This is a genomic window from Clostridium sp. KNHs216, from assembly GCF_006714885.1.
Lineage (GTDB): Bacteria > Bacillota > Clostridia > Oscillospirales > Acutalibacteraceae > Caproiciproducens.
Genome location: NZ_VFMF01000001.1, coordinates 2723571 through 2745093, shown reverse-complemented (window position 1 = coordinate 2745093; position 21523 = coordinate 2723571). Strand labels below are relative to the sequence as shown.

At 55.5% G+C, this 21523-nt stretch carries 19 protein-coding genes; 5 read left to right on the top strand and 14 right to left on the bottom strand.

Going from position 1 to position 21523, the window contains the following annotated elements; genetic code table 11:
* Positions 1-14 precede the first annotated feature (14 nt).
* The 7 genes from LY85_RS13220 to polA form a co-directional block, all read right to left on the bottom strand.
* Positions 15-1460 carry an NCS2 family permease gene (locus tag LY85_RS13220; protein WP_141827023.1) on the bottom strand — a complete coding sequence of 482 codons (1446 nt, stop codon included), beginning with the start codon at positions 1458-1460 and terminating at the stop codon, positions 15-17.
* Positions 1461-1762: 302 nt separating this feature from the next.
* Positions 1763-3526 carry a phosphoenolpyruvate carboxykinase (GTP) gene (locus tag LY85_RS13215; RefSeq protein WP_141827022.1) on the bottom strand — a complete coding sequence of 588 codons (1764 nt, stop codon included), beginning with the start codon at positions 3524-3526 and terminating at the stop codon, positions 1763-1765.
* A gap of 162 nt (positions 3527-3688) precedes the next feature.
* On the bottom strand, positions 3689-4699 hold the full coding sequence (gene tsaD / locus LY85_RS13210) for a tRNA (adenosine(37)-N6)-threonylcarbamoyltransferase complex transferase subunit TsaD (RefSeq protein WP_141827021.1): 1011 nt from the start codon (positions 4697-4699) through the stop codon (positions 3689-3691).
* Positions 4700-4737: 38 nt separating this feature from the next.
* Positions 4738-5562 carry a ribosomal protein S18-alanine N-acetyltransferase gene (gene rimI / locus LY85_RS13205; RefSeq protein ID WP_141827020.1) on the bottom strand — a complete coding sequence of 275 codons (825 nt, stop codon included), beginning with the start codon at positions 5560-5562 and terminating at the stop codon, positions 4738-4740.
* Positions 5559-6725, bottom strand: a complete 1167-nt coding sequence (locus tag LY85_RS13200; RefSeq protein ID WP_052010365.1) for a glycosyltransferase family 39 protein — start codon at positions 6723-6725, stop codon at positions 5559-5561. The genes rimI and LY85_RS13200 overlap by 4 nt, the downstream gene beginning before the upstream one ends.
* The gene (locus LY85_RS13195) at positions 6704-7552 is read right to left on the bottom strand and encodes a putative RNA methyltransferase (RefSeq protein ID WP_141827019.1); all 849 of its coding nucleotides are present in this window, start codon (positions 7550-7552) and stop codon (positions 6704-6706) included. The genes LY85_RS13200 and LY85_RS13195 overlap by 22 nt, the downstream gene beginning before the upstream one ends.
* On the bottom strand, positions 7549-10116 hold the full coding sequence (polA, locus tag LY85_RS13190) for a DNA polymerase I (RefSeq protein WP_141827018.1): 2568 nt from the start codon (positions 10114-10116) through the stop codon (positions 7549-7551). Before polA ends, LY85_RS13195 begins: the two co-directional genes overlap by 4 nt.
* A 168-nt stretch (positions 10117-10284) precedes the next feature.
* On the opposite strand from polA, the gene dusB reads away from it, so the two are divergent.
* Positions 10285-11271, top strand: coding sequence for a tRNA dihydrouridine synthase DusB (gene dusB, locus LY85_RS13185; protein WP_141827017.1), 987 nt, complete (start codon positions 10285-10287; stop codon positions 11269-11271).
* A gap of 169 nt (positions 11272-11440) precedes the next feature.
* Here the strand turns inward: dusB and LY85_RS13180 are convergent, their stop codons facing one another.
* Together LY85_RS13180 and LY85_RS13175 are read right to left on the bottom strand one after the other, a co-directional pair.
* Positions 11441-12289, bottom strand: coding sequence for a DegV family protein (locus LY85_RS13180; RefSeq protein WP_185741217.1), 849 nt, complete (start codon positions 12287-12289; stop codon positions 11441-11443).
* 8 nt (positions 12290-12297) lie between these two features.
* Positions 12298-13140, bottom strand: coding sequence for a DegV family protein (locus LY85_RS13175; protein ID WP_185741216.1), 843 nt, complete (start codon positions 13138-13140; stop codon positions 12298-12300).
* 191 nt (positions 13141-13331) lie between these two features.
* Here LY85_RS13175 and LY85_RS19360 point away from each other — a divergent pair, with 191 nt between their 5' ends.
* Complete coding sequence (locus tag LY85_RS19360) at positions 13332-14390, top strand: hypothetical protein (protein WP_185741215.1); 1059 nt, start codon at positions 13332-13334, stop codon at positions 14388-14390.
* Positions 14391-14495: 105 nt separating this feature from the next.
* Here the strand turns inward: LY85_RS19360 and LY85_RS13160 are convergent, their stop codons facing one another.
* On the bottom strand, positions 14496-15446 hold the full coding sequence (locus tag LY85_RS13160; protein ID WP_243122558.1) for a ComEC/Rec2 family competence protein: 951 nt from the start codon (positions 15444-15446) through the stop codon (positions 14496-14498).
* A 115-nt stretch (positions 15447-15561) separates the two neighbouring features.
* Entirely contained in the window at positions 15562-15819 is a 258-nt protein-coding gene (locus LY85_RS13155) for a hypothetical protein (RefSeq protein ID WP_038321998.1), read from the bottom strand.
* A 215-nt stretch (positions 15820-16034) separates the two neighbouring features.
* Here LY85_RS13155 and LY85_RS13150 point away from each other — a divergent pair, with 215 nt between their 5' ends.
* Positions 16035-16676, top strand: a complete 642-nt coding sequence (locus tag LY85_RS13150) for a GNAT family N-acetyltransferase (protein ID WP_141827012.1) — start codon at positions 16035-16037, stop codon at positions 16674-16676.
* Here the strand turns inward: LY85_RS13150 and LY85_RS13145 are convergent.
* Positions 16666-17280: an ABC transporter ATP-binding protein gene (locus LY85_RS13145; protein ID WP_347562439.1), complete on the bottom strand. Its 615-nt coding sequence runs from the start codon at positions 17278-17280 to the stop codon at positions 16666-16668. The genes LY85_RS13150 and LY85_RS13145 overlap by 11 nt on opposite strands.
* A gap of 135 nt (positions 17281-17415) precedes the next feature.
* On the opposite strand from LY85_RS13145, the gene LY85_RS13140 reads away from it, so the two are divergent.
* Positions 17416-18939 (top strand): phosphomannomutase/phosphoglucomutase, encoded by a 1524-nt coding sequence (locus LY85_RS13140; protein WP_141827010.1) that lies wholly within the window; start codon positions 17416-17418, stop codon positions 18937-18939.
* 40 nt (positions 18940-18979) lie between these two features.
* On the opposite strand, the gene spoVAD is transcribed toward LY85_RS13140, so the two are convergent.
* On the bottom strand, positions 18980-19999 hold the full coding sequence (gene spoVAD / locus LY85_RS13135; protein ID WP_038322001.1) for a stage V sporulation protein AD: 1020 nt from the start codon (positions 19997-19999) through the stop codon (positions 18980-18982).
* A 17-nt stretch (positions 20000-20016) separates the two neighbouring features.
* Positions 20017-20460 (bottom strand): stage V sporulation protein AC, encoded by a 444-nt coding sequence (spoVAC, locus tag LY85_RS13130; protein WP_042081179.1) that lies wholly within the window; start codon positions 20458-20460, stop codon positions 20017-20019.
* Between the two features lie 228 nt (positions 20461-20688).
* Between spoVAC and LY85_RS19715 the strand changes: the two genes are divergently transcribed.
* Entirely contained in the window at positions 20689-21516 is an 828-nt protein-coding gene (locus LY85_RS19715) for a lytic transglycosylase domain-containing protein (protein ID WP_279230999.1), read from the top strand.
* Positions 21517-21523 lie beyond the last annotated feature (7 nt).

Genomic DNA, 21523 nt, shown 5'->3' with positions numbered 1-21523 from the left:
ACAGGATGAACAAATCAGGAAATAACCGCCAGAATCGCGAAGTTCAGAACGAACAGGCCGGTGGCAACCCAGAGAATCGGGTGAATCTCCTTGGCCTTGCCGCGGAAAATTTTGATAAGGCAGTAGAAAATGAAGCCTGCCGCAATACCGTAGGAAATGCTGTAGCAGAACGCCATGAAGATACCGGCAAAGAAGGCGGGAATCGCTTCTTCCAAATTGGTCCACTCAATCTCCTTGAAGGCGCTGAGCATCATAATGCCGACAACAATCAGGGCGGGAGCCGTAGCGGCGGAAGGAACCGCGCTGATCAGCGGGGCGAAAAACGCGCTGATGACAAACATGGCCGCGGTCACAACGCTGGTCAGGCCGGTACGGCCGCCCGCGCCGATGCCCGCTGCGCTTTCCACATAGGTCGTGGTGTTGGAGGTACCGAAGATCGCGCCGATGGAGGTCGCCGTTGCGTCCGCAAACAGGGCCTTGTCCATCTTGGACTTAAAGCCGTTGCTGGTTTCCAGTGCCAGCTGATCCTCTGCGGTGAAGATGCCGGTCTTGCGGCCGGTACCGATAAAGGTTCCGATGGTGTCGAAGGTATCGGAAAGGCTGAAGGCGAAAATAGTCATCAGTACAAGCGGGATTTTCGCCGGGTCGGCAAAGAGCGAAACCAGGCCGGGGTTGCCGAAAGCGGCGCCGAAGGTTTCCGGCAGCTGGGAGCAGGCTTCCGCAAAGCCCATGCTCTGGCCAACGGTGGTGATTCCCATCGGGATGCCCAGAATCGTGGTTGCCGCGATGCTGATCAAAATAGCGCCCTTGACGTTTTTGACCAGAAGAACGACGGTCAGCGCAAGTCCGAACAGAGCAAGCAGCACAGCGGGTGCGTTCAGCTTTACAATGGCCGGAACCGCGGCGCTGGAGGCGATAACTGTTTTGCTGTCCAGAAGGACATAAGTACCCGGGTCGGAGGTAAACTGGATCAGGCCCGCGTTTTTAATACCGATGTAGGCGATGAAAATGCCGATACCACCGCCGATGGCATTCTGAAGGCTTTCCGGGATGGATTTGATGATGAGCTTGCGGATCTTGGTTACCGTAATGAAAATGTTAACAAGGCCGCAGATGAAAACCATTGCGAGCGCTTCCTGCCATTTAAACTGTAAGCCGAAGCATACGGTAAACACAAAGAAGGCGTTAAGGCCCATGCCCGGAGCCTGAGCATACGGGACATTTGCAAACAGACCCATAATAAGAGTGCCGATTACGGAAGCAATGATGGTCGCAAGGAATACGGCGCCCCACTTCATGCCTGTCTGGGACAGCATGGTCGGGTTCACGATGATGATGTATGCCATTGCGAAGAAAGTGGTCAGACCTGCTCCGACTTCTGTACGGACATTCGTATGATTGCCCTTTAAATTAAAGAAGTCTCCCTTCGGATGGTATGCTGTTTCTGAACTGCCTGCCATAATTTTTCCTCCTGATAAATAAAAGTGCCCGACATAGCGCTGCCGGGTAATCACATGATTTATTTATAGTATAGAGCTTTCGGCAGGATATGACAATGTGATATTTACACAAACTTTTTGAATTAGAAACAATTTATTCATACTTTTTGAGACAATTTCGTTTGCAAAATGCAAAAATATGGATTTCCGCGCCAATTTTATAGTACTCTATCCTAAAACATGCATGAAACCGCTTTCAAGTTGCAAAATATATAAAACAAGCGGCGGCTTTCCAACAAAGCCGCCGCCGAAAATCAGTATGATTATTTCAGGTTGTTCTTCAGAGTATCGAGCTGATTATGAAGCTCCTTCGGAAGCTTATCGCCGAACTTCTTGTAGAATTCCTCAATGCCCTCGGCCTCTTTGACCCACTGATCGTTCTTGATTTCAAGAATGCTCTTCAGGGTGTCTACGCTGAAGTCAAGGCCTTCCAGATTGATATCCTCCGCCTTCGGAACAAAGCCGATCGGAGTCTTGACGGCGTCGGCCTTCCCGTCGCAGCGGTTGACGATCCACTCCAGCACGCGGAGGTTGTCGCCGAAGCCCGGCCAAATGAAGTGGCCTTCCTCGTCAAGACGGAACCAGTTGACGTTGAAAATCTTCGGAGCCTTATCGCCGAGCTTTTCGCCCATTTCGATCCAGTGCTTGAAGTAGTCGCCCATATGGTAACCGCAGAAGGGCAGCATCGCCATCGGGTCACGGCGGACTACGCCGACTGCGCCGGTCGCGGCAGCGGTTGTTTCAGAAGCCATGATGGAACCGACGAACACGCCGTTGTTCCAGTCGCGGGACTGGTAAACCAGCGGAGTGGTCTGTGCGCGGCGGCCGCCGAAGATGATGGCGGAAATCGGAACGCCGGCGCCCTTGTCAAACTCGGGGCTGACGCAGGGGCAGTTCTTTGCGGGAGCGGTAAAGCGGCTGTTCGGATGAGCGCCCTTCTGGTCGGAAGTGGTGCCGTCCCAGGGCTCGCCTTTCCAGTTGATCGCATTCTTCGGGGGATTCTTGTCCAGGCCTTCCCACCAGACGGTGTTGTCGTCCAGATTCTGAGCAACATTGGTGAAGATGGTGCCGGACTGTGTGGAAGCAAGCGCGTTCGGATTTGACTTTTCGTTTGTGCCGGGGGCAACGCCGAAAAATCCGTTTTCAGGATTGATCGCGTACAGCCTGCCGTCCGGGCCCTGGCGCATCCAGGCGATATCGTCGCCGACCGTCCAGACCTTGTAGCCCTTCTTGCGGTAGCCTTCCGGCGGAATCAGCATCGCCAGGTTGGTCTTGCCGCAGGCGGACGGGAACGCGGCGGCGACATATTTGATTTCGCCCTGCGGGTTTTCAATGCCGAGAATCAGCATATGCTCCGCCATCCAGCCCTCGGTCTTGCCAAGGTAGGAAGCGATGCGCAGCGCAAAGCATTTTTTGCCCAGCAAAACGTTTCCGCCGTAGCCGGAGTTGACGGAGATAATGGTGTTGTCCTCCGGGAAGTGGCAGATGTATCTTTTTTCCGCGTCGATGTCGCACTTGCAGTGCAGACCCTTTACCCAGTCGGTGCTGTCACCAAGCGTATCCCAGACCTTCTGGCCCACACGGGTCATAATCGCCATATTTAATACAACATAAATGGAATCTGTGAGCTCTACGCCGATTTTTGCGAGCGGCGAGCCGATCGGGCCCATGGAATAGGGGATCACATACATGGTGCGGCCCCTATAGCTGCCTCTTGCAATGTCGTAAAGCATTTTATAGGTTTCCTGAGGGTCCTTCCAGTGGTTGGTCGGGCCTGCGTCCTCTTCTTTGCGGGAGCAGATAAAGGTCCTGTCCTCAACGCGGGCAACGTCGTTTACCGCGGTGCGGTGCAGGTAGCAGCCAGGGAGTTTTTCCTGATTCAGCTTGATGAGCTCTCCCGAAGTACAGGCTTCGGCGCGCAATGCCTCAAGCTGAGCCTCTGACCCGTCAATCCAGACTAATTTATCCGGACCAACAAGTGCTTTCATTTCCTCAATCCAGTTCAAAACGGACTTGTTGCTTGTCATGACTCATTTCTCCTTCCGGTCCAATGACCTTCCAAAATTGATGATATTGGTTCTCATTATAATACATTGCGGCGTTTTAATCAATCTTGAAATATTGAATTTGTTAAAAATTTACCATAGTAAAATGCACAAAGCTTTTGCTCCACTTTTGGAGGATTTTCATCAGCTTCCTTCAATCGGCAGCGCAGCGTGAGCATTCAGGTCCATTTTCGCAATGTTTCCTGCAAGAAACTCATAGTAGCCCTGCGCGCCGACCATGGCGGCGTTGTCCCCGCAAAGCTTCAGCTCCGGCATATAAAATTCCCAGCCGTGGTCCCCGCATTCCTTTTGCAGGCGGCTGCGCAGAAGAGAATTGGCGGAAACGCCGCCCGCGATCACCAGCTTGGTGCTGCCGGTATCCTGTGCGGCCTTGACAAAATTTTTGACCAGACAGTCGACCACCGCCTTGCGGAACGAAGCCGCCAGGTCCTGCACCGGCAAAGTCTGTCCCTTCTGCTGCGCGTTGTGGATCAGATTGATGACCGACGTTTTCAGCCCGGAAAAGCTGTAATCGTACGGCGAGCCGTCCACCGTCGGGTGCGGCAGCAGAAAGGCTTTGGGATTCCCGCCCTCGGCACGCCTGTCCATCTCCACCCCGCCGGGATAAGGCATCCCCATGGCTCTTGCAGCCTTGTCAAAGGCCTCGCCCGCCGCGTCGTCGCGCGTGCGGCCCAAAACATGAAGGTCCGTATAATCCTTTACCTCCACAATATGGCTGTGGCCGCCGGAGACGATCAGGCACAGAAACGGCGGCTTCAGCTTCGGTGAAGTGATGTAGTTCGCGGCGATGTGTGAGCGGAGATGGTGCACCGGCACGATCGGCTTTCCGGAGGAGAGGGCCAGCCCCTTTGCAAAATTCACGCCCACCAGCAGCGCGCCGATCAGTCCGGGCGCGTAGGTGACGGCGATGGCGTCGACCTCGTCCAGCGTCATTCCCGCGTCGTCAAGGGCTTTCTGCGTAACGCCCACAATCGCCTCGCAGTGACGGCGGGACGCGATTTCCGGCACGACGCCGCCGTAAAGTTTGTGTTCCTCTACCTGTGAGGCAACCACCGAAGACAGAACCGTTCTTCCATCCTCCACCACTGCGGCGGCGGTTTCGTCGCAGGAGCTTTCCAGTGCTAAAATCCGCATTCTCTATTTTCCCCTAACATTAAATATAAATATTCATTTTATTGATCTTTCTTTTTTCTCCATTCCGGCGGCTCGGAGATATCTCCCCAATATTCCGTCAGAACGGAAATATAGTCATCTACAAATTCAAAAAAAGAAATCGCTGTAAATTCGGTTTCCCCGTCGGCAAGACGGACAGATACAACGGAAATTACCGTGTTTCCGGTTTCTTCAAGACGATTAACCTTAATGTTCCAGCGTCCGGGATATACTTCGTTGACATGTACAAATTCAGAAACCGTAAAGTGCTCCTTCGTATTCGGCCAGCATATGGAAGCATTCGGTGAAAAATAGCCGAACAGCTTTTTCCAGTTCTGCTCATCCATTTCCTTCCAGAAATTCTTTACAAATTCTGCACGATTCAATGATATCTCCCCCTTTTGAAAAAATCTCGTCATCAGCAGCGCGTCCTCTTTCGGCGCCGTGTAAAAGTCCTTCCTGACCCCGACCGGCTCAAAGCCGAGCCCGGCGTAAAGCGCGACGGCGGCATCGTTGCTCCGCCGCACCTCCAGCGTAATAAATTCCGCGTGGTTTTTGACCGCGGCATCTATTAGATACCGCACCAGCGCCCGCGCGATCCCCCTCCGGCGAAAGCCGGGGTGGACGCAGACCTTGTCGATATAGCATTCCCCGCAGATACAGTGCATTCCCGCGCAGCCCACGGTTTTTCCCCCGCACTCCGCCGCGGCAAAACAGGCCGTATCGCTGGAGAGCTCCGCGCGGAGCCCTTCGGGCGGCCAGGGGTCCGAAAAGCAGAGGGCGTCGATCTTCTCCAGCGCGCCGAGGTGCTCCTCGCCCATGGGCACGATCCGCACCCCGCTCATCCCGGCACCTGCCCCGGTTGCTCCGACTGCAGGTCAATCTGCCGCACCGTGTGCCTGGCAACCTGTATCAGAATAAAAAGCATAATGACCGCCAGCAGCTGCACGCTGAAAAAGTCCGTGTTGAACAGGTTGTGGCAGACGGCGTAGGTGGAGCTCAGCACCGTGACCACCGGCACGTAGAGCATCTTCGGGAAATAAAACGCAAAGACGACCGACAGGATATCCGCCAGATAAAAATACCGCTCGTGCATATGCGGAAGGATGAACGGTAAAAGCAGCGCGAAAAAGAGCGCCAGCGAAACAAACAGCTCGTCCGTAAAAACGAACTTCCTTTTATATAGATAGAACAGCGCGGAAATGGTCAGCGCGCCGGCCAGAATCACCGCGGCGGCGCTGATGTACTCCGGCGTGTCCTCCGGCAGCCAGGTGTACAGGTTCGGCAGGAACATGGCGATCATCTTATACTGCCCCGCCTGGGAAAAATATACCGTCAGAAGTCCCCTCATGCTGCGCCCCAGAAACATTGCGGGAAGGATGGCCAACAGATACACGAACGGAATCATCAGGAAGGTGCTGAGGCGCACCCTGCGCTTGACGAGCAGGAGCAGCAAAAACGGCGCCAGAAACACCGCCTGTAGTTTAAAGACAAACGCGATGGCAAAGGCGGCGACCGCCTGATATTCCTTATCCAGCATGAAATAATACACACAGGCGACGAGCGCGGCGGTAAAAATCGCGTCGCACTGCCCCCAGACAGCCGAATTCAGCACCACGCTCGGTAAAAACAGAACAGCCGCGTATGCCATTCCTCCGTACAGAGGGTCGTCAACCTTCAGCCGGACCGTTTTCATCACGTAAACGGCCAGAACAATGTCCGCCAGGCTGGAAACAAGCTTAATGGCGGTCAGCCCGGAAACGGGAAGATATGTAAACCCGGCAAGCAGATAGAGATAGGTCGGCATATAATCGCCGATATTCATCCCCACCGCCGCAAAGCCGCCGTTCTCCTTCAGCGCGGTGTACCATCCCTGCAAAAACTGGTGATAATCCCCGGACTCAAACGGGAAAAGCAGAAAACGGCACAGCAGGGCCAGCACCGTAATCAAAACAAGGAAGCCCATGTTTTCAAACTGTTCGTTTGTCAGCTCTTTGCGCCTGCGCAATTTTCTCCCACCTTTTCATAGATTAGAAAATCAAATTCCAGATGCGTTTCCAGTGTCCGTACCTGTTTCAGCCGCTGTACGCCCTCCGCCCCGGTTTTGTAGAAATAGGGCGTCATGGCGAACAGGTCCTGAATCAACGCGCCGGAAATCACGGCGTCGGTCTGTGCCGGCACGCAGCCGATAAAGGCAAATCCGCTGTAATCCGCCTCAAAGGACTCGTTTTCATAGGGCTCGTCGTACAGGATTTCCTTTAACCCGTACAGATGACGGCGGCCCGGCACGGCTAAAACCAGAGTTCCGCCCGGTTTGAGCACGCGGCTCAGCTCGCTTTCCACTACCGGCGCAAACACGTCCAGAACGAAGTCCGCCGCGCCGTCCGAAACCGGGATGCCGAAGCTGCTGGCAACGGCGAAGGAGATCGCTTTGTATTTTTTCGCCGCGGCCTTTACCGCAAACTTGGAGATATCAAACCCAAAGACCTGCGGGGTAAACCCATGGAAAAACAGGTCTTCGCGGAGCCGCCCGGTATAGTAGCCCTCCCCGCAGCCCGCGTCAAGGATAATTGGACTTTTTGTCCGGGAATATGCGCGCACCAGCTCATTGAGCTTGTCGCTGAAAAGCCGGTAGGCGCCGGATTCCAGAAAACGCCGGCGCGACGCGGTCATTTCCTGATTGTCGCCGGGTACTTTGGCGTGCATTTTGTTCGGCGGCAGAAGGTGGACATAGCCCTCCCCCGCAAGATCGTAGCTGTGCCCGTTTTTGCAGACATAGGCTTTGTCAAGCCTGTCCAGCTTTTCCCCGCAGACGGGACAGGTGAAAATGGTCATGCCTTCGCCTCGTACCAGGTTTTCCCGATTTTGGCCTCGGCAACCATCGGGACGGAAAGGGAAACGGCGTTCTCCATTTCCTCCGTCAGAATCCGCGCGGCCTTCTCCGCCTCGTCCTTCGGGGACTCCACAATCAGTTCGTCGTGCACCTGCAAAATCAGACGGGACCGCATCTTCTCTTTTTCCAGCCGCTTTTCTACTTTCACCATGGCGATTTTGATGATATCGGCGGCGGCGCCCTGAATCGGCATATTGCGCGCCACCCGCTCGCCGAACGAGCGCATATTGAAATTGCTGGAGGTCAGTTCCGGCAGGTAGCGCCGGCGGCCAAACATGGTCTCGGCATAGCCGGTTTCCTTCGCCAGCGCCACGACCTCTTTCATATACCGGTCGATCCCGGAATAGTGGGCAAGGTAATCCTTAATATAGGTGTCGGCCTCCTTGCGCGTAACATGGATGTTTTTCGCAAGAGAAAACGCGCCAATACCGTACACGATGCCGAAATTGACCGCCTTGGCGCGGCTGCGCATCACCGGGGTCACCATCTGCTCCGGCATATGGAACACCTGCGCCGCCGTGCTGCGGTGGATATCGTCATTATTCAAAAATGCCTGTATCATATTTTTATCGTTGGCAACGTGCGCCAGAACGCGCAGCTCAATCTGGGAGTAATCCGCGTCCACCAGCACCCAGTCCTCGCGCGCGACAAAGAAACGGCGCATTTCCCGGCCAAGGTCGGTGCGCACGGGGATGTTCTGCAGATTCGGCTCCGTGGAGCTGATGCGGCCCGTACGCGTTTCCGTCTGGTTGAAATTGGAATGGATTCTTCCGTCGGGCCCAATCACCTTTAAAAGGCCCTCGCAGTAGGTGGATTTCAGCTTTGCCAGGCTGCGGTAATTCAGCACCAGCTCCACCGCCGGGTGCTCGTAGCGCAGGTTTTCCAGAATTTCCACCGCCGTGGAATAGCCGGTTTTCGTCTTTTTTCCGTGATTCAGCCCCAGCTTTTCAAACAGCGCTTCGCCCAGCTGTTTGGGGGAATTGATATTGAATTCATAGCCGACCGTTTCGTAAATCTGCGTCTGGATCGTGTCGATCTGTGCCTGTAAAACCTCTCCGTACGAGCGGATGCCGTCCTTGTCCACAGCAAACCCGACGGTCTCCATGCGGGCCAGCACTTCCGCCAGCGGCATTTCGATGTTATTTAACAGCTCTGTCTGGTTTTTCTTCCCGATTTCACCGGCCAGCACGTCCGCAAGCGCGGGCATCACACAAGCGTCCGTCAGCCGGGCGTCCTCCTGCCGGGTCAGGGCAACGTCGTACTCCTGCGCCAGCCGGGACGGCTCATACCCGGACGCCGATGGGTTGAGCAGGTAAGCCGCCAGCATCGTGTCGATCCCGGGGTTTTTCAGCACGATATCCCGCGCCAGCAGAGCGGCGTAAAGCGGCTTGATGTCATGCGTATTCTTGCGGATGGTTTCGTCCTCACAGAGCCGTTTGACCAATCCGGCGTCGTCGATCACATAAATCCGGCTGCCGCTGTTGAGGTACAGCTTCAGGTTCGCGCCGTCATCCTCCGCAATAAAGTCGGCACGGCCCGCCTTTTCAAGTTCCTTCAAAAGCGCCGCCGGGTCGGTGTTTTCCGCAACGCCCGGCGCGGCTTCCTCCGCTTTCTCCGCCTCCGGAGAAGCAGCGGGCTCGCGCAGACCCATTTTGTCGATCAGCGAGAAAAATTCCAGCTTTGCCATCAGGCGCGCGGCGGCATCATTGTCGCAGGGCTGCGGAACATAGTGCGAAATTTCCAGATCGACCGGCGCGTCTGTGCGGATGGTCCCGAGGTAGCGGCTCAGATAAGCGGTTTCCTTGTCCCTGACCAGCTTCTGGCGCATTCCTTCCTTGATATCCAGCGTATCGATATCTTTATAAATAGAATCAAGATCGTGGTATTTCTGAATCAGGTCGCCCGCGCCCTTCGGGCCGATGCCCGCGACGCCTGGAATATTGTCCGACGAATCCCCCTGAATCGCCTTGATGTCGATCAGCTGCTTCGGGGTCACGCCGTAGTCCTCCATAATTTTGGCCTCGTCGTAAACCGTCACCTGCGGCTGGCCGAATTTGGTCGCGGCAAGACGGACGCTGACACGCGGCCCGACCAGCTGAAGGCTGTCGCGGTCGCCGGTGGCGAGAATGCACTCGTCCCCGCTTTCGCTGCACCGGTGCGCCAGCGTACCCAGAATATCGTCGGCCTCAAAGCCCTCGCACTCCACCAGACGGTAGCCCAGAAGCCGCAGCAGTTCCTTGAGGTTGGGAAGCTGCTGGGCCAGCTCTTCGGGCATCCCCTTGCGCTGCGCCTTGTAACCCGCGTATTCCTTGTGGCGGAAGGTCGGCGCGCGCATATCGAACGCGATGGCCACCGCGTCGGGGTCGGTTTCGTTTTTCAGTTTCTGCAGCATCGTCAGAAAACCGTAAATCCCGTTGGTAAAAATCCCTTCCTTCGTGGTCAGAAGGCGGATGCCGTAGAACGCGCGGTTCAGTATGCTGTTTCCGTCAAGTACAAGCAGCTTCATGTTGTTCTCCTTTTTCAGCGGTATCGTCTGCGGGCGGACCGGAAAGCAACACAGCCAGCCGGAAAGCCTCGCCTCTTTTCGAACATATACATTGGTATTATAGCACTTTCCAAAGAAAAAAATAAGTGTTATAATGAACGCGGATTTTAAAACGGAAAGGAATTTTGCATGAAAATCGGCAATTTACAAATAGATGGCTTCGCCGTGCTCGCGCCGATGGCCGGCGTGGCCGACCGGGCTTTCCGAGAGACCTGCGTGCGCTTCGGGGTCTCCTATGCGGTCAGCGAAATGGTCAGCTCGAAGGGGCTCCAGTTCAACGACAAAAAGACCGGCGAGCTGATGGAGCTGAGCGAAGCGGAGCGCCCGGCGGGCATCCAGCTTTTCGGGAGCGAGCCCGCCGTAATGGCACAGGCCGCGGAAAAGGCGATGAAGTACCGCCCGGACGTGATCGACATCAACATGGGCTGCCCCGCGCCGAAGGTGAGCTACAGCGGTTCCGGCAGCGCACTGATGAAAAATCCCGGACTCTGCGGGGAGATCGTCGCGGCGGTCAAAAGCGCCGTCCCCGTACCGGTCACGGTGAAAATGCGCAAGGGCTGGGACAGCGGCAGCGCCAACGCGGTGGAAGTCGCCAAAATCTGCGAGGCCGCCGGAGCGGACGCCGTCACCGTCCACGGCCGCACGCGCGAGCAGATGTACGCCCCCAACGCGGACTGGGAAATCATCCGTCAGGTCAAGCAGGCGGTCGGCATCCCCGTAATCGGAAACGGCGACGTTGTTTCCGCACAGGCCGCCGCGCAGATGCTGGAGCAGACCGGCTGCGACGCGGTGATGGTCGGGCGCGGGGCGCTGGGCAACCCGTGGATTTTTTCCCAGATCAATGCCTACCTGACCGATTCGTGCCGGATCGTCCCTCCGCCGGATATCCACGAGCGCATCCTGGTCATGCTGCGGCATATCCGGCTGATGTGCGAATACAAGGGCGAGCACCGCGCCATGAACGAGGCGCGCAAGCACGTGGGCTGGTACCTGAAAGGGATGAAAAACGCCGCGTCGTTCCGCCGCCGGGCGGGAGCTCTGGAAAGCTGGGAACAGCTGGAGCAGCTGGCCCGGGATATCCTTCTGGCGAACAGCGAACCCACACAGCCGTTATAAGCGGAAAAAGAGGCTGTCGCAAAATGGATTCTAGATAGCAGATCGCACGAAGCAATGCCTAAGAGCATGAAAATACGCCTCGAAACGACTTTCAGCAGTCCGATCGAGACGTATTTTTTGTACCTTATTTTTCAAAAGAGCGATTATGCAGCAGCCCCTGCCCTTTTCCTTACTTTTCCATATAAACAATGGCGAAGGTCCCCGGCCCGCAGTGAACCGAAACGGAACAGCCGCAGTCCCCGACCACAACTTCCTCAAAATTCTGGTATTCCATGATCTTCTGTCTGACCGCTTCAATGGTTTCATTGTCCACGTCGTAGTGGGCGATGATCAGACGGGAAAGGTCGATGTTTTCCGCACCCTTCAGCCTGTCCTCCACCAGCTTGCAGACCGCCGATTTCAGGCTTCCGCGGTACTTTTTGGCGACGCCCATTTTGCCGTCCTTCACGTCGATGCAGGGCTTCAGGTTCAGCAGGTTCGCGCCCAGCGCCTGCACCCCGGTGCAGCGCCCGCCCTTATACATATAAAGGAGCGTGCTGATTACGCAGGTGGTGCGTACCTTCCCAGTCATCGCCCCGACCCGCTGTGCGATTTCCGCCGCGGAATATCCCTGATCGCGCAGCTCGGCCGCCTTCACGGCGAGGATGCCCATGCCGCTGGACACGTTGCGGGAATCCACGGGATAAACGCCGTCAAACTTTTCGGCGGCCATCTTCGCGATATTCGGCGTCACGGTCAGTTCCGCGCTGATGCTGAAATGCACGACCTCCCAGCCTTCGTCCGTCCACCTGCGGTAGAACTCCTCGTAATACGCGGGAGTCGGTGCGGAAGTGGTGGGAAGCTGTCCGGTCTTTTTATAATATTCGAACAGGTCCGGCGTATGGACGGTTACCCCGTCCAGATAGGACTTGTCGCCCAGGTTCACGTTGAGCGGAATGACTTCAATCTGGTAGCGTTCCAGCATCTGTGCGTTCAGGTCGCAGGTGCTGTCGGCTACAATTTTTACCTTTCGCTGCATAGCTCCTCCTATTTTTCCTTGTAAAACAAAACAAGCGTGTTGGGGCCCGTGTGGACCGTCATGCTGCATCCCGCGCGCGAGGTAAGGACCTGCCGGAACTTTCCGCTTTCCTTGACCATTCTGACTACGCTGTCAAAAAGCGACTGGTCCATCCCCGTGGTGGAAACAAACGCGCGCTCGTCATCCATATTCGGCTGGTCGAGCACAAACCGGATATATTCCTTGCAGACCTGCGCAAAATTTCCGCGGAATTTCCGCCGCACGGAAAGCACGCCGTGGGTGTCCAGCAGAAGGCAGGGGCGCAGCTTCAGCAGGTTTGCCCCGAACATCTGCAGCATGGTGGCTCGTCCGCCCCGGTAGGCAAATTCCAGCGTATCCAAAAGCACGTTGGTGCGCATTTTGGTTTTGTCTGTTTCGATCCTGTCAAAAATCTCTTTCGCGGACATCCCCGCGTCGCGCATGTCCGCGGCCCGGAGCACCAAAAGGCCCTGAGCGGAGCTCAGCGTAAAGGTGTCCACCACGTAAACGTTGTCAAATTCCTGCGCGGCGATCACGGCGTTCTGATAGGACGAGGAAAATTTGGAATTCATCGCGATATGGACCACGTCGTTTCCGTTCCCCACCTGCTTTTTGAACAGTTCAAAAAAATCGGCGGGCGGCGGAGCCGACGTTTTCGGCAGCCGGTGCGTTTTCTCGTAATCCACAAAAACGTCGTCCGGCCCGATTTCAAAAACATCCCGGCGGGTGCGGCCTTCCACCGTAATATAAAGCGGGACAATCTCTATCCGATACTGCTTATATAAATCGGGAAACAAGTCGCAGGCACTGTCGGTGCTGATAATTACGCCCATAATCGCACTCCCACAATCATTTTGCATACTAATTTTTTAATTATATCATCCTAAAACCGTTTTTTCAATGTTCTTCTGCCGCAAATGTATTTCTATGGAAATTTTACAGAAAATTCACAGTTGTATGGGAACCATAATATATGATATTATATGTTTATGTCAGCTTATCAGCATTGAGAGGATTTGTGATAATGAATATAAAATCGAAGAGATTTCTGACAGTGTTTCTGACACTGATTTTTGCGGTCACGGTGTTTACGTTGACTGCTTTTGCCGAAAGCAATGCTACCGTTGCGGTCGACCCGCCGGGGCAGGAATCCACAGGCTCCGTTTCCACGGGCGGCAGTTCTTCCCATTCCGAAGATACTTCGCAGGGGGGGACTTCTTCCCAGCCGGGAGAGACCTCCCAGCCCGACGGTAATTCACAGGGTGAATCTTCTCAGCCCGATCAGAACAGCCAGGCCGAGTCCGCCGTAAGCAATCCGGAAAGCTCCAGAGCTACCGCGGTTTCCAGCAAGGAGCCGGTGGTAAACCACTATGTCGATACCCACACCAATGAGGTCGAAAAAAGAGCTTCTCAGGCGGCGCAGACCGTCAGCGACCCGGACGTGCTTTCTTCCCAGGACTGGGGAGAGCTTCTTTCCAGCGGAGATTCCTCCTCCAGCGAAACGGTGGCGGCCGCCGGTACCGTCAGCAGTGAAGCCGAAACCCCGGCGGGGATCGGCGGCGTATCCTGGCTTCTGATTTTGGGCGTTGTGCTGATCGTTCTTGCGCTGTGCGGAATCGGCCTGTTCATCTACCTTCAGTTTTTTTTTCAGGGACGCCGTCAAAATCTGAAGTTCGCCCCCGCGGGCGGCGTTCAGGAAAGCGAAGAACCCGCAACCTTTGAGGACATCAGCTCCTACAGCGACGAAGCGCAGCACCCGACCAACGCCGTTTCCGACGATACGCAGTCCTTTACCGATATTCAGTCCAGCTCGAACGAAACCGAAGCCCCCGCCGCCGCAGAGCCGACGCCCGCTGCAAAATCCCGGACCATCGCAAAACACCGGCCCGCTGCGAAGCCGCAGCCGGAGAAAAGGCCGGTGAACCCCGACCAGGAAGAAACCGCGCCCATTCCGCAGGATCTTTTAAACCGGAGCGATCCGTCCGCTTCTTCCTCGGACCCCGATTCTCTCCCGAAATCGCAGGCGCAGCCGATACAGGACAGCAATTTTGATTGGGAGAAGTTTTTCAACGAAGAAAAGTAAGCGGATGTTTTTTTAAAATAGAAAATTGATAAATCAAGCGCTTTGAACCGTGTTTTCCGTTCAAGGCGCTTTTTTTAATCTTTTAAATTGTCTATTTCCTCTGCTTTATCCGGCGACCGATTCTAATCCCGTGGTAAACCGGATGGTTTTTCCGTCGCATTGCGCCAGAATGGTTTTCTGCTGGTCGGTTCGGTAAATGGTCACTCCGGCTTTCTTCAGCCGGTCCACCACTTCCTTGTGCGGGTGGCCGTAATCGTTGTTCAGGCCGCAGGAGATCACCGCCGCGCTAGGGCCCGCCGCCTTTAAGAAGGCGGCGCTGGTGGAGGTGGAGCTTCCGTGATGCCCGCATTTCAGAACGTCGCACCGCAGGTCGTACCCCTTTTTCACCATCTCCTTTTCGCTGTCCGATTCCGCGTCCCCGGTAAACAGAAAGCGCTTTTCGCCGCTTGTAAGCATTGTAACGATGGAGTAGCTGTTCAGATCACCGTATTTTTCGGAATTCGGAGCCAGTATTTCCAGTTTTTCCTCCCCGGTGTCAAAAATTACCGTTCCCGCTTTTGCGGCGGTGATTTTCAGCCCTTTCCGGTCAATGGCGGTCAGCAGCTTTTCATAGGTTGCCGTGGTGGGAATCTGGCTGTCGGGAATTCTGGGCATATAGACCTTCCCGATGGAAAAGCGGTCGACGATCTGCTCCATCCCGCCGATGTGGTCGGCATGGGGATGCGTCGCAATCAGGAAGTCGATTTTTGAAACCCCCAGATCCGCCAGGTAGTCGGCAAGCTCCTGCGCCGTTTCCGGGGTACCCGCGTCGATCAGGATATTTTCGCCTGTTTTCAGCCGGATCAGCTCGCTGTCCCCCTGCCCTACGTCAAGGAAATAGACGCTTGTGGTGTCCTGCTCCGTCCCGGACGGCTGTGCGCCCGAGGAGCTCTGCGGCGCCGGGCCGGCGACCGTCCCCGTTCCGCCGCGGGACCCGAACGCCATCGCCGCCGAAATCGCGGCGAAAATCAGCAGAGAGACCCAAAAAGGAGTTCTCCGATTTCTTCTGTGTGCCAATGATGTTCCTCCTTATGTTCCCGTGTACTAAAAAAACCGCCCTCACGGGCGGCGAGAGTGTCGAAAAGCCTGTCAGGCGGAATCGTTGCCGGGACGGCATATCCGTTTCTGCCGATTATGCTTTTTCCGTTCCGAAAAGATTGAAGCGGAAAAGCTTTGATTCGTCCTCCGGTTTTTCACAGACAATGAAGGCCTCTGCGATTTTTCCACCTTCGATCAGCTGTGTCAGCCCGACCAATTGGCTGAGCTTGCTCTTTAAATTGAGATGGTCGCCCTCACGTGTTACCAGAAAGACGTTTCCTTCACACTGGTCAAGCACCTTAATAAATGCTGGAACATCCACATCATGCAGTTGAAGCGTAGACGACGTCATAATAAACCTCCTTCAGCGGTGAATTTCACCGGTCAGTGATCCTAATATCTTCCAAGGTCATTATAACATTTTCTTCCCGATTGTCAATGAGCCGGCACGCCTTCCGCTTGCCGGGACGGCTTGCGGTTTTCAGGGCGGATGTGCTATAATGCCTATTGATTACTTTAGCAAAGTCCGCATCCGGAGCTTTGCTATCTAGACAGGAGATTGTTAAAATGACTTTCGCACCCGAGTCCGCCATTGTATTGGGTGACAAAAATGACCTGCCCATGATTTATGAGGACATGAAGCAGCAGTTCCCGCCCTCTGAGCTGTATCCGTATCCAAGGTATTTACAGCTGCTGAACGGCGACCGGTATAAAATCCTGCTGTTCCGTCGGCTTTCCGACAACGAGCTGATCGGCTACGCTTTGGTGTATGCGATGGAGGACAGCAATATTCTCTGGCTGGATTATCTGGCCGTTCTGAAAAAATACCATGCCTGCGGATACGGCAGCGCGCTGTTCCGCGCGCTCTGGCAGAAATATTGCGGACCGTTCGACGGCATCCTGTTTTCCGTGGAATATGTCTCCGAAACCGACCCGGAGCTTGCCGAACAGCAGAAGCGGCGCATCCGGTTCTACGAAAAGCTGGGCGCGCACCGCCTTCACGCGAAATTTCTTCAGCCCTGCGAGGACGGTGGCTTTCCGATGTACCTGTATTTCAAACCGCGCTGCGGATATATTACCATCAGCCGCTCCGTGCAGATGCAGGCGGTCAGCCAGATGTACGAATACTGCTTCTTTTATCTGAGGCATATCCGGGAGCTGCTCCCCAAATTCAGGGACACCATTGTCGACGAAAAATTTACTGACTGACGATCTGCCCGTCCTGTATCTGTACCACGCGGCCCGCAGAAGCGGCAATTTTTTCATCATGCGTAATCAAAACAACCGTTTTCCCTTCTTCATTTAAAGAATTCAATATCCGCATGACCGCCGCGCCGGACTTTGAGTCCAGATTGCCGGTCGGTTCATCGGCCAGAATAATGGGTGGCTTTGCCGCGATCGCGCGCGCAATGGCCACCCTTTGCTGTTGCCCGCCGCTCATCTGGTCCGGCTTGTGGTTCTCGCGGTTCGTCAGCCCGACCTTTGAAAGGGCCTCCTGCGCAAGGGCGCGGCGCCCGGATTTTGGAATCCCACGGTAAAGCAGGGGCAGCTCCACGTTTTCAAGCGCGTCCAGCCCGCTGATCAGATTGAACCCCTGAAAGACGAACCCGAGCTCGCAGTTGCGGATCTGCGTCAGCCGTTTTTCGCTCAGACCCGCCACGTTTTCCCCGTCCAGATAATACTCGCCCATGGTCGGAGTATCCAGACAGCCCAGAATATTCATCAGGGTCGATTTTCCCGAGCCGGACTGACCGACGATAGCGACGAATTCCCCTTCATCTATGGACAGGGAAACGCCGTTCAGCGCGCGCACTTCGTTCTCCCCTTTGTTGTATATCTTATAAATATTACTGATTGTAATCAAATTTTCGATTGTGAACACCTCGTTTACAAATATCCCTGAATCGCTTATAATAAGACCAAATAACAGCATAAAGGGGACAGATTGATGCTTACAAAGTATTGGAAACAATTTAAGAGCGGCACCGATATCCGCGGAGTGGCCAGCGAAGGAGTACCGGGGCAGGAAATCAGCCTTACCGATGAAAATATTGAAAAAATGGCGGCGGGCTTTGTCCTGTGGCTCGAAGCCTTTACCAAAAAGGACGCTTCCATGCTGACCGTCGCCGTAGGGCATGATTCCCGCATTTCCGCCGACCGGATTCAGGCGGCGGTGACCCGTTCGCTCACCGGAGGGGGCGTGCATGTGCTGGACTGCGGGCTGGCCTCCACCCCTTCCATGTTTATGACCACAGTCGACCTCGGCTGCGACGGCTCCATACAGATTACGGCAAGCCATCACCCCTTCAACCGCAACGGGCTGAAATTTTTCACCAGAAGCGGCGGCCTTGACGCGCCGGATATCGAGCAGATTCTGCTGCACGCGCAGGAAGGCGGAAGACCCCTTCCCGGCTCCGGAACAGTGGAAAAGGTCGATTATATGGCGCGGTACTGCGCGAACCTGAGAGAAAAAATCAAATCCGGCGTGAACGCCGCGGACTACGAGCATCCTCTTGCGGGATTTAAAATCGTGGTGGACGCGGGCAACGGCGCGGGCGGCTTTTACGCGCGGGATGTTCTGGCCCCGCTGGGCGCAAATACCGACGGCAGCCAGTTCCTGGAGCCGGACGGTACCTTCTCGAACCATATCCCCAACCCGGAAAACGAAGCCGCCATGCAGTCCGTGTGCGCGGCGACCGTTGCCGCGAAAGCGGACATGGGCGTGATTTTCGACACCGACGTGGACCGCGGCGGCGCGGTGGACGCAAAGGGGGATGAAATCAACCGCAACCGGCTGGTGGCCATCGCCTCCGCGATTGCGCTGGAGGGCAACGCGGGCGGCACCGTCGTAACAGACTCCATTACCTCCAGCGGACTCAAGACCTATATTGAAGAAACGCTGGGCGGAAAGCACCACCGTTTTAAAAGAGGATATAAAAACGTCATCAACGAGGCGATCCGGCTGAACCAAGCGGGCGTCAACTGCCCGCTTGCCATTGAGACCTCCGGCCACGCCGCCCTGCGTGAAAATTATTTTCTGGACGACGGCGCGTATCTGGTGACAAAGATCATTATTAAAATGGCGCAGCTGCGCGCGCAGGGAAAGACCCTGGAAAGCCTGCTTCTGCCGCTGGCGGAACCGGCCGAGGCCGCCGAGCTACGCTTCCCGATTCTGGAAGAAAATTTCCGGGAATGCGGCAGCCGGATCATTTCCGATCTGGAGGTTTACGCCAAAAATCAGCCGGGCTGGCAGATTGCGCCCGACAACCGCGAGGGCATCCGCATTTCCTTCGGGAAAGAGAACGGAGACGGCTGGTTCCTGCTGCGCCTGAGCGTGCACGACCCGCTGATGCCGCTGAACGTGGAAAGCGACACCCCGGGCGGGAACAGGCTGATCGCGGAGCAGCTCTACGGTTTCCTGCGCACCTGTTCCGGTCTGGATATCTCCCCTCTGGAAAAATTCATCGGTTAAAAAACAACAGGGGCGGCTGTGAGCCGCCCTTGTTGTTGCGTCATGCTTTCAAAAGGACCAGATGCGCCACGCCCGGGATACTTTCTCCCTGCTGTGAAGAGGTGGGCGACATCAGCGCGCCCGTCCCCAGGAACAGCACCTTGTGCAGCTTTCCGGACAGCATCTGCTGCATGATATAGGAGCACAGCACCGCTCCGGAGCATCCGCAGCCGGAACCACCCGCGTGGACGTCCTGCTTTTCAATATCGTAGATCATCAGTCCGCAGTCATTGTGTACGGCGCTGATATCGATTCCGTCCTTCATCAGCAGCTTTTCCATCAGGTCGCTGCCGATGCTTCCGAGGTCCCCCGTCAGGATCAGGTCAAAATCCTTCGGTGAAGAACCGGTATCCGATAAATAATCGATCAGAGTCTGCGCCGCGGCCGGAGCCATAGCGGCCCCCATGTTTGCCGCGTCCTTGATGCCGAAGTCGGTGATCCGTCCAAAGGTGACGGAATCCACGACAATCTGACCCTCCTGCTTCTGCTGCGGGGAACCCATTACAATCGCCCCCGCCGCCGTGGCCGTCCACTGGGCCGTGGGCGTCCGCTGCCCGCCGTATTCCAGCGGGAACCGGAACTGGCGCTCTGCGGAGCAGAAATGGGACGAGGTCACCGCGACCGCCCGCCGCGCCGCGCCGGACTCTGTGAATAAAGAAGCGATCGCCAGCGTCTGCGCCATGGTGGAGCAGGCGCCGAACTGCCCGAGAAACGGGATGTTCAGGCTGCGCAGGCCGAAGGTGGAGGAAATGCACTGATTCAGCAGGTCCCCCGCCATAATGCAGTCGACATCCGAATTTTTCAGGTTTGCTTTTTCCAGCGCAAGCACGACCGCCTCATTCTGCAGGCGGCTTTCCGCTTTTTCCCAGCTTGACTCCCCCAGCGTCGTGTCGTTGTGACACTGGTCGTAATACTGCCCAAGCGGCCCTTCGCCCTCTTTTTTGCCGACAACCGAGGCAGAACCGAGAATCACAGGCTTACTGGTCAGTTCAACCGTATATTTGCCGATTCGGGTAGGCATAGCCATTCCTCCTCATCTTAGTATAAATGGAAAAACCATACGATCAGGCCGTATAAGATCGAGGCCGCGATTCCGTAAACCAGCACCGGACCCGCAATGACGAACATTTTTCCGCCCATTCCAATGACATAGCCCTCGCTTTTAAACTCCATGGCGGGAGCGACGATCGAGTTGGCGAACCCCGTAATCGGCACCAGCGTACCGGCCCCGGCGTGCTTTGCGATATTGTCGTAGATTTTCAGCGCAGTCAGCAGCGCGCTGAGCGCGATTAAGCTGATGGAAACCCACGCGCGCGCGTCCTTGAGCTCCAGCCCGTAGTTCATGTACAGGTTAACCAGTGCCTGTCCGAGTGTGCAGATACCGCCGCCGACCACAAACGCGAGAATGGTATTTTTCACGTATGTTGTACCGGGCGAAGCTTTATCCGCCATCTTTTTGTATTCCCCTTTTGATATTGTCATCTCGGCACCTCCTTCAAAAAATATTCTGCCAATCCAGCCCGCAAAATATACGAATCCGGCACGATTTTTCGGCATCTGTTTTGCGCCCGTAAAGAGTTCTTTCCGCGCATGGGAACCGCTTTATCAGGAAAAAATTATTTTTTTGTTAAAAAGGTTGGATTTTTCGACAAAATACGTTATGATAAATAAAGATTCCAATATCAGGAAAATAAACTGTGGAGCATGATCATGGACAATCGTATTCTTTCCGGTTACTATCATCAAATATCCGCTCTGAACCGTACAAACGCAGCGGTTAACAAAAGTGCGGCGACCTCCGTATTTTCCAATCTGCTGCAAAACGCGATCGGCGCAGAGGACAGTCAACAGAAAAAGGGCAGCATGGACGATATCTTCCAGACCGCCGCCCAGAAATATAATCTCCCGGTGAACCTGCTCAAAGCGGTCGCCAAGGTGGAATCCGGATTTGACGCGGATGCCGTCTCAAGCTGCGGCGCACAGGGCGTGATGCAGCTGATGCCGGGAACCGCCGCCTCGCTTGGGGTGGAAAATCCCCTTGACGCGGAGCAGAACATCATGGGCGGGGCAAAATACCTGAGCCAGATGCTCGACCGGTACGACGGTGATACCAAGCTGGCGCTCGCTGCTTACAACGCGGGCAGCGGCAACGTTGCCAAGTACGGCGGAATTCCTCCGTTCAAAGAGACGCAGGCTTATATTTCCAAAGTGCTGAACGAAGCGGGCGGGGACGTTTCCGCGCCGACCGACGCGCTTTCCGGTTTAAGCTCGCTTCTGAACACTTCCATTGCCGGAACGGGACTGACGGGCCTTTCGGCGCTGACCGGTTCCCCGTCGGCAGGCTCCCTGTCGGCCGGAGCCCTTTCGTCTGTTTCCTTTGGAACCGGCGCTTCCGGCACCTCTTTCACCTATGACGATTATCTCGCATTCCTGCAGCTTTTTATCGCCCAGATGCAGATGAACACCACCCAGATGATGTCCTCCGACCTCTCGGGCCTTACCTCCTCCGACACGGATAGCTCGATGTCCCTGTTATAATAAAATT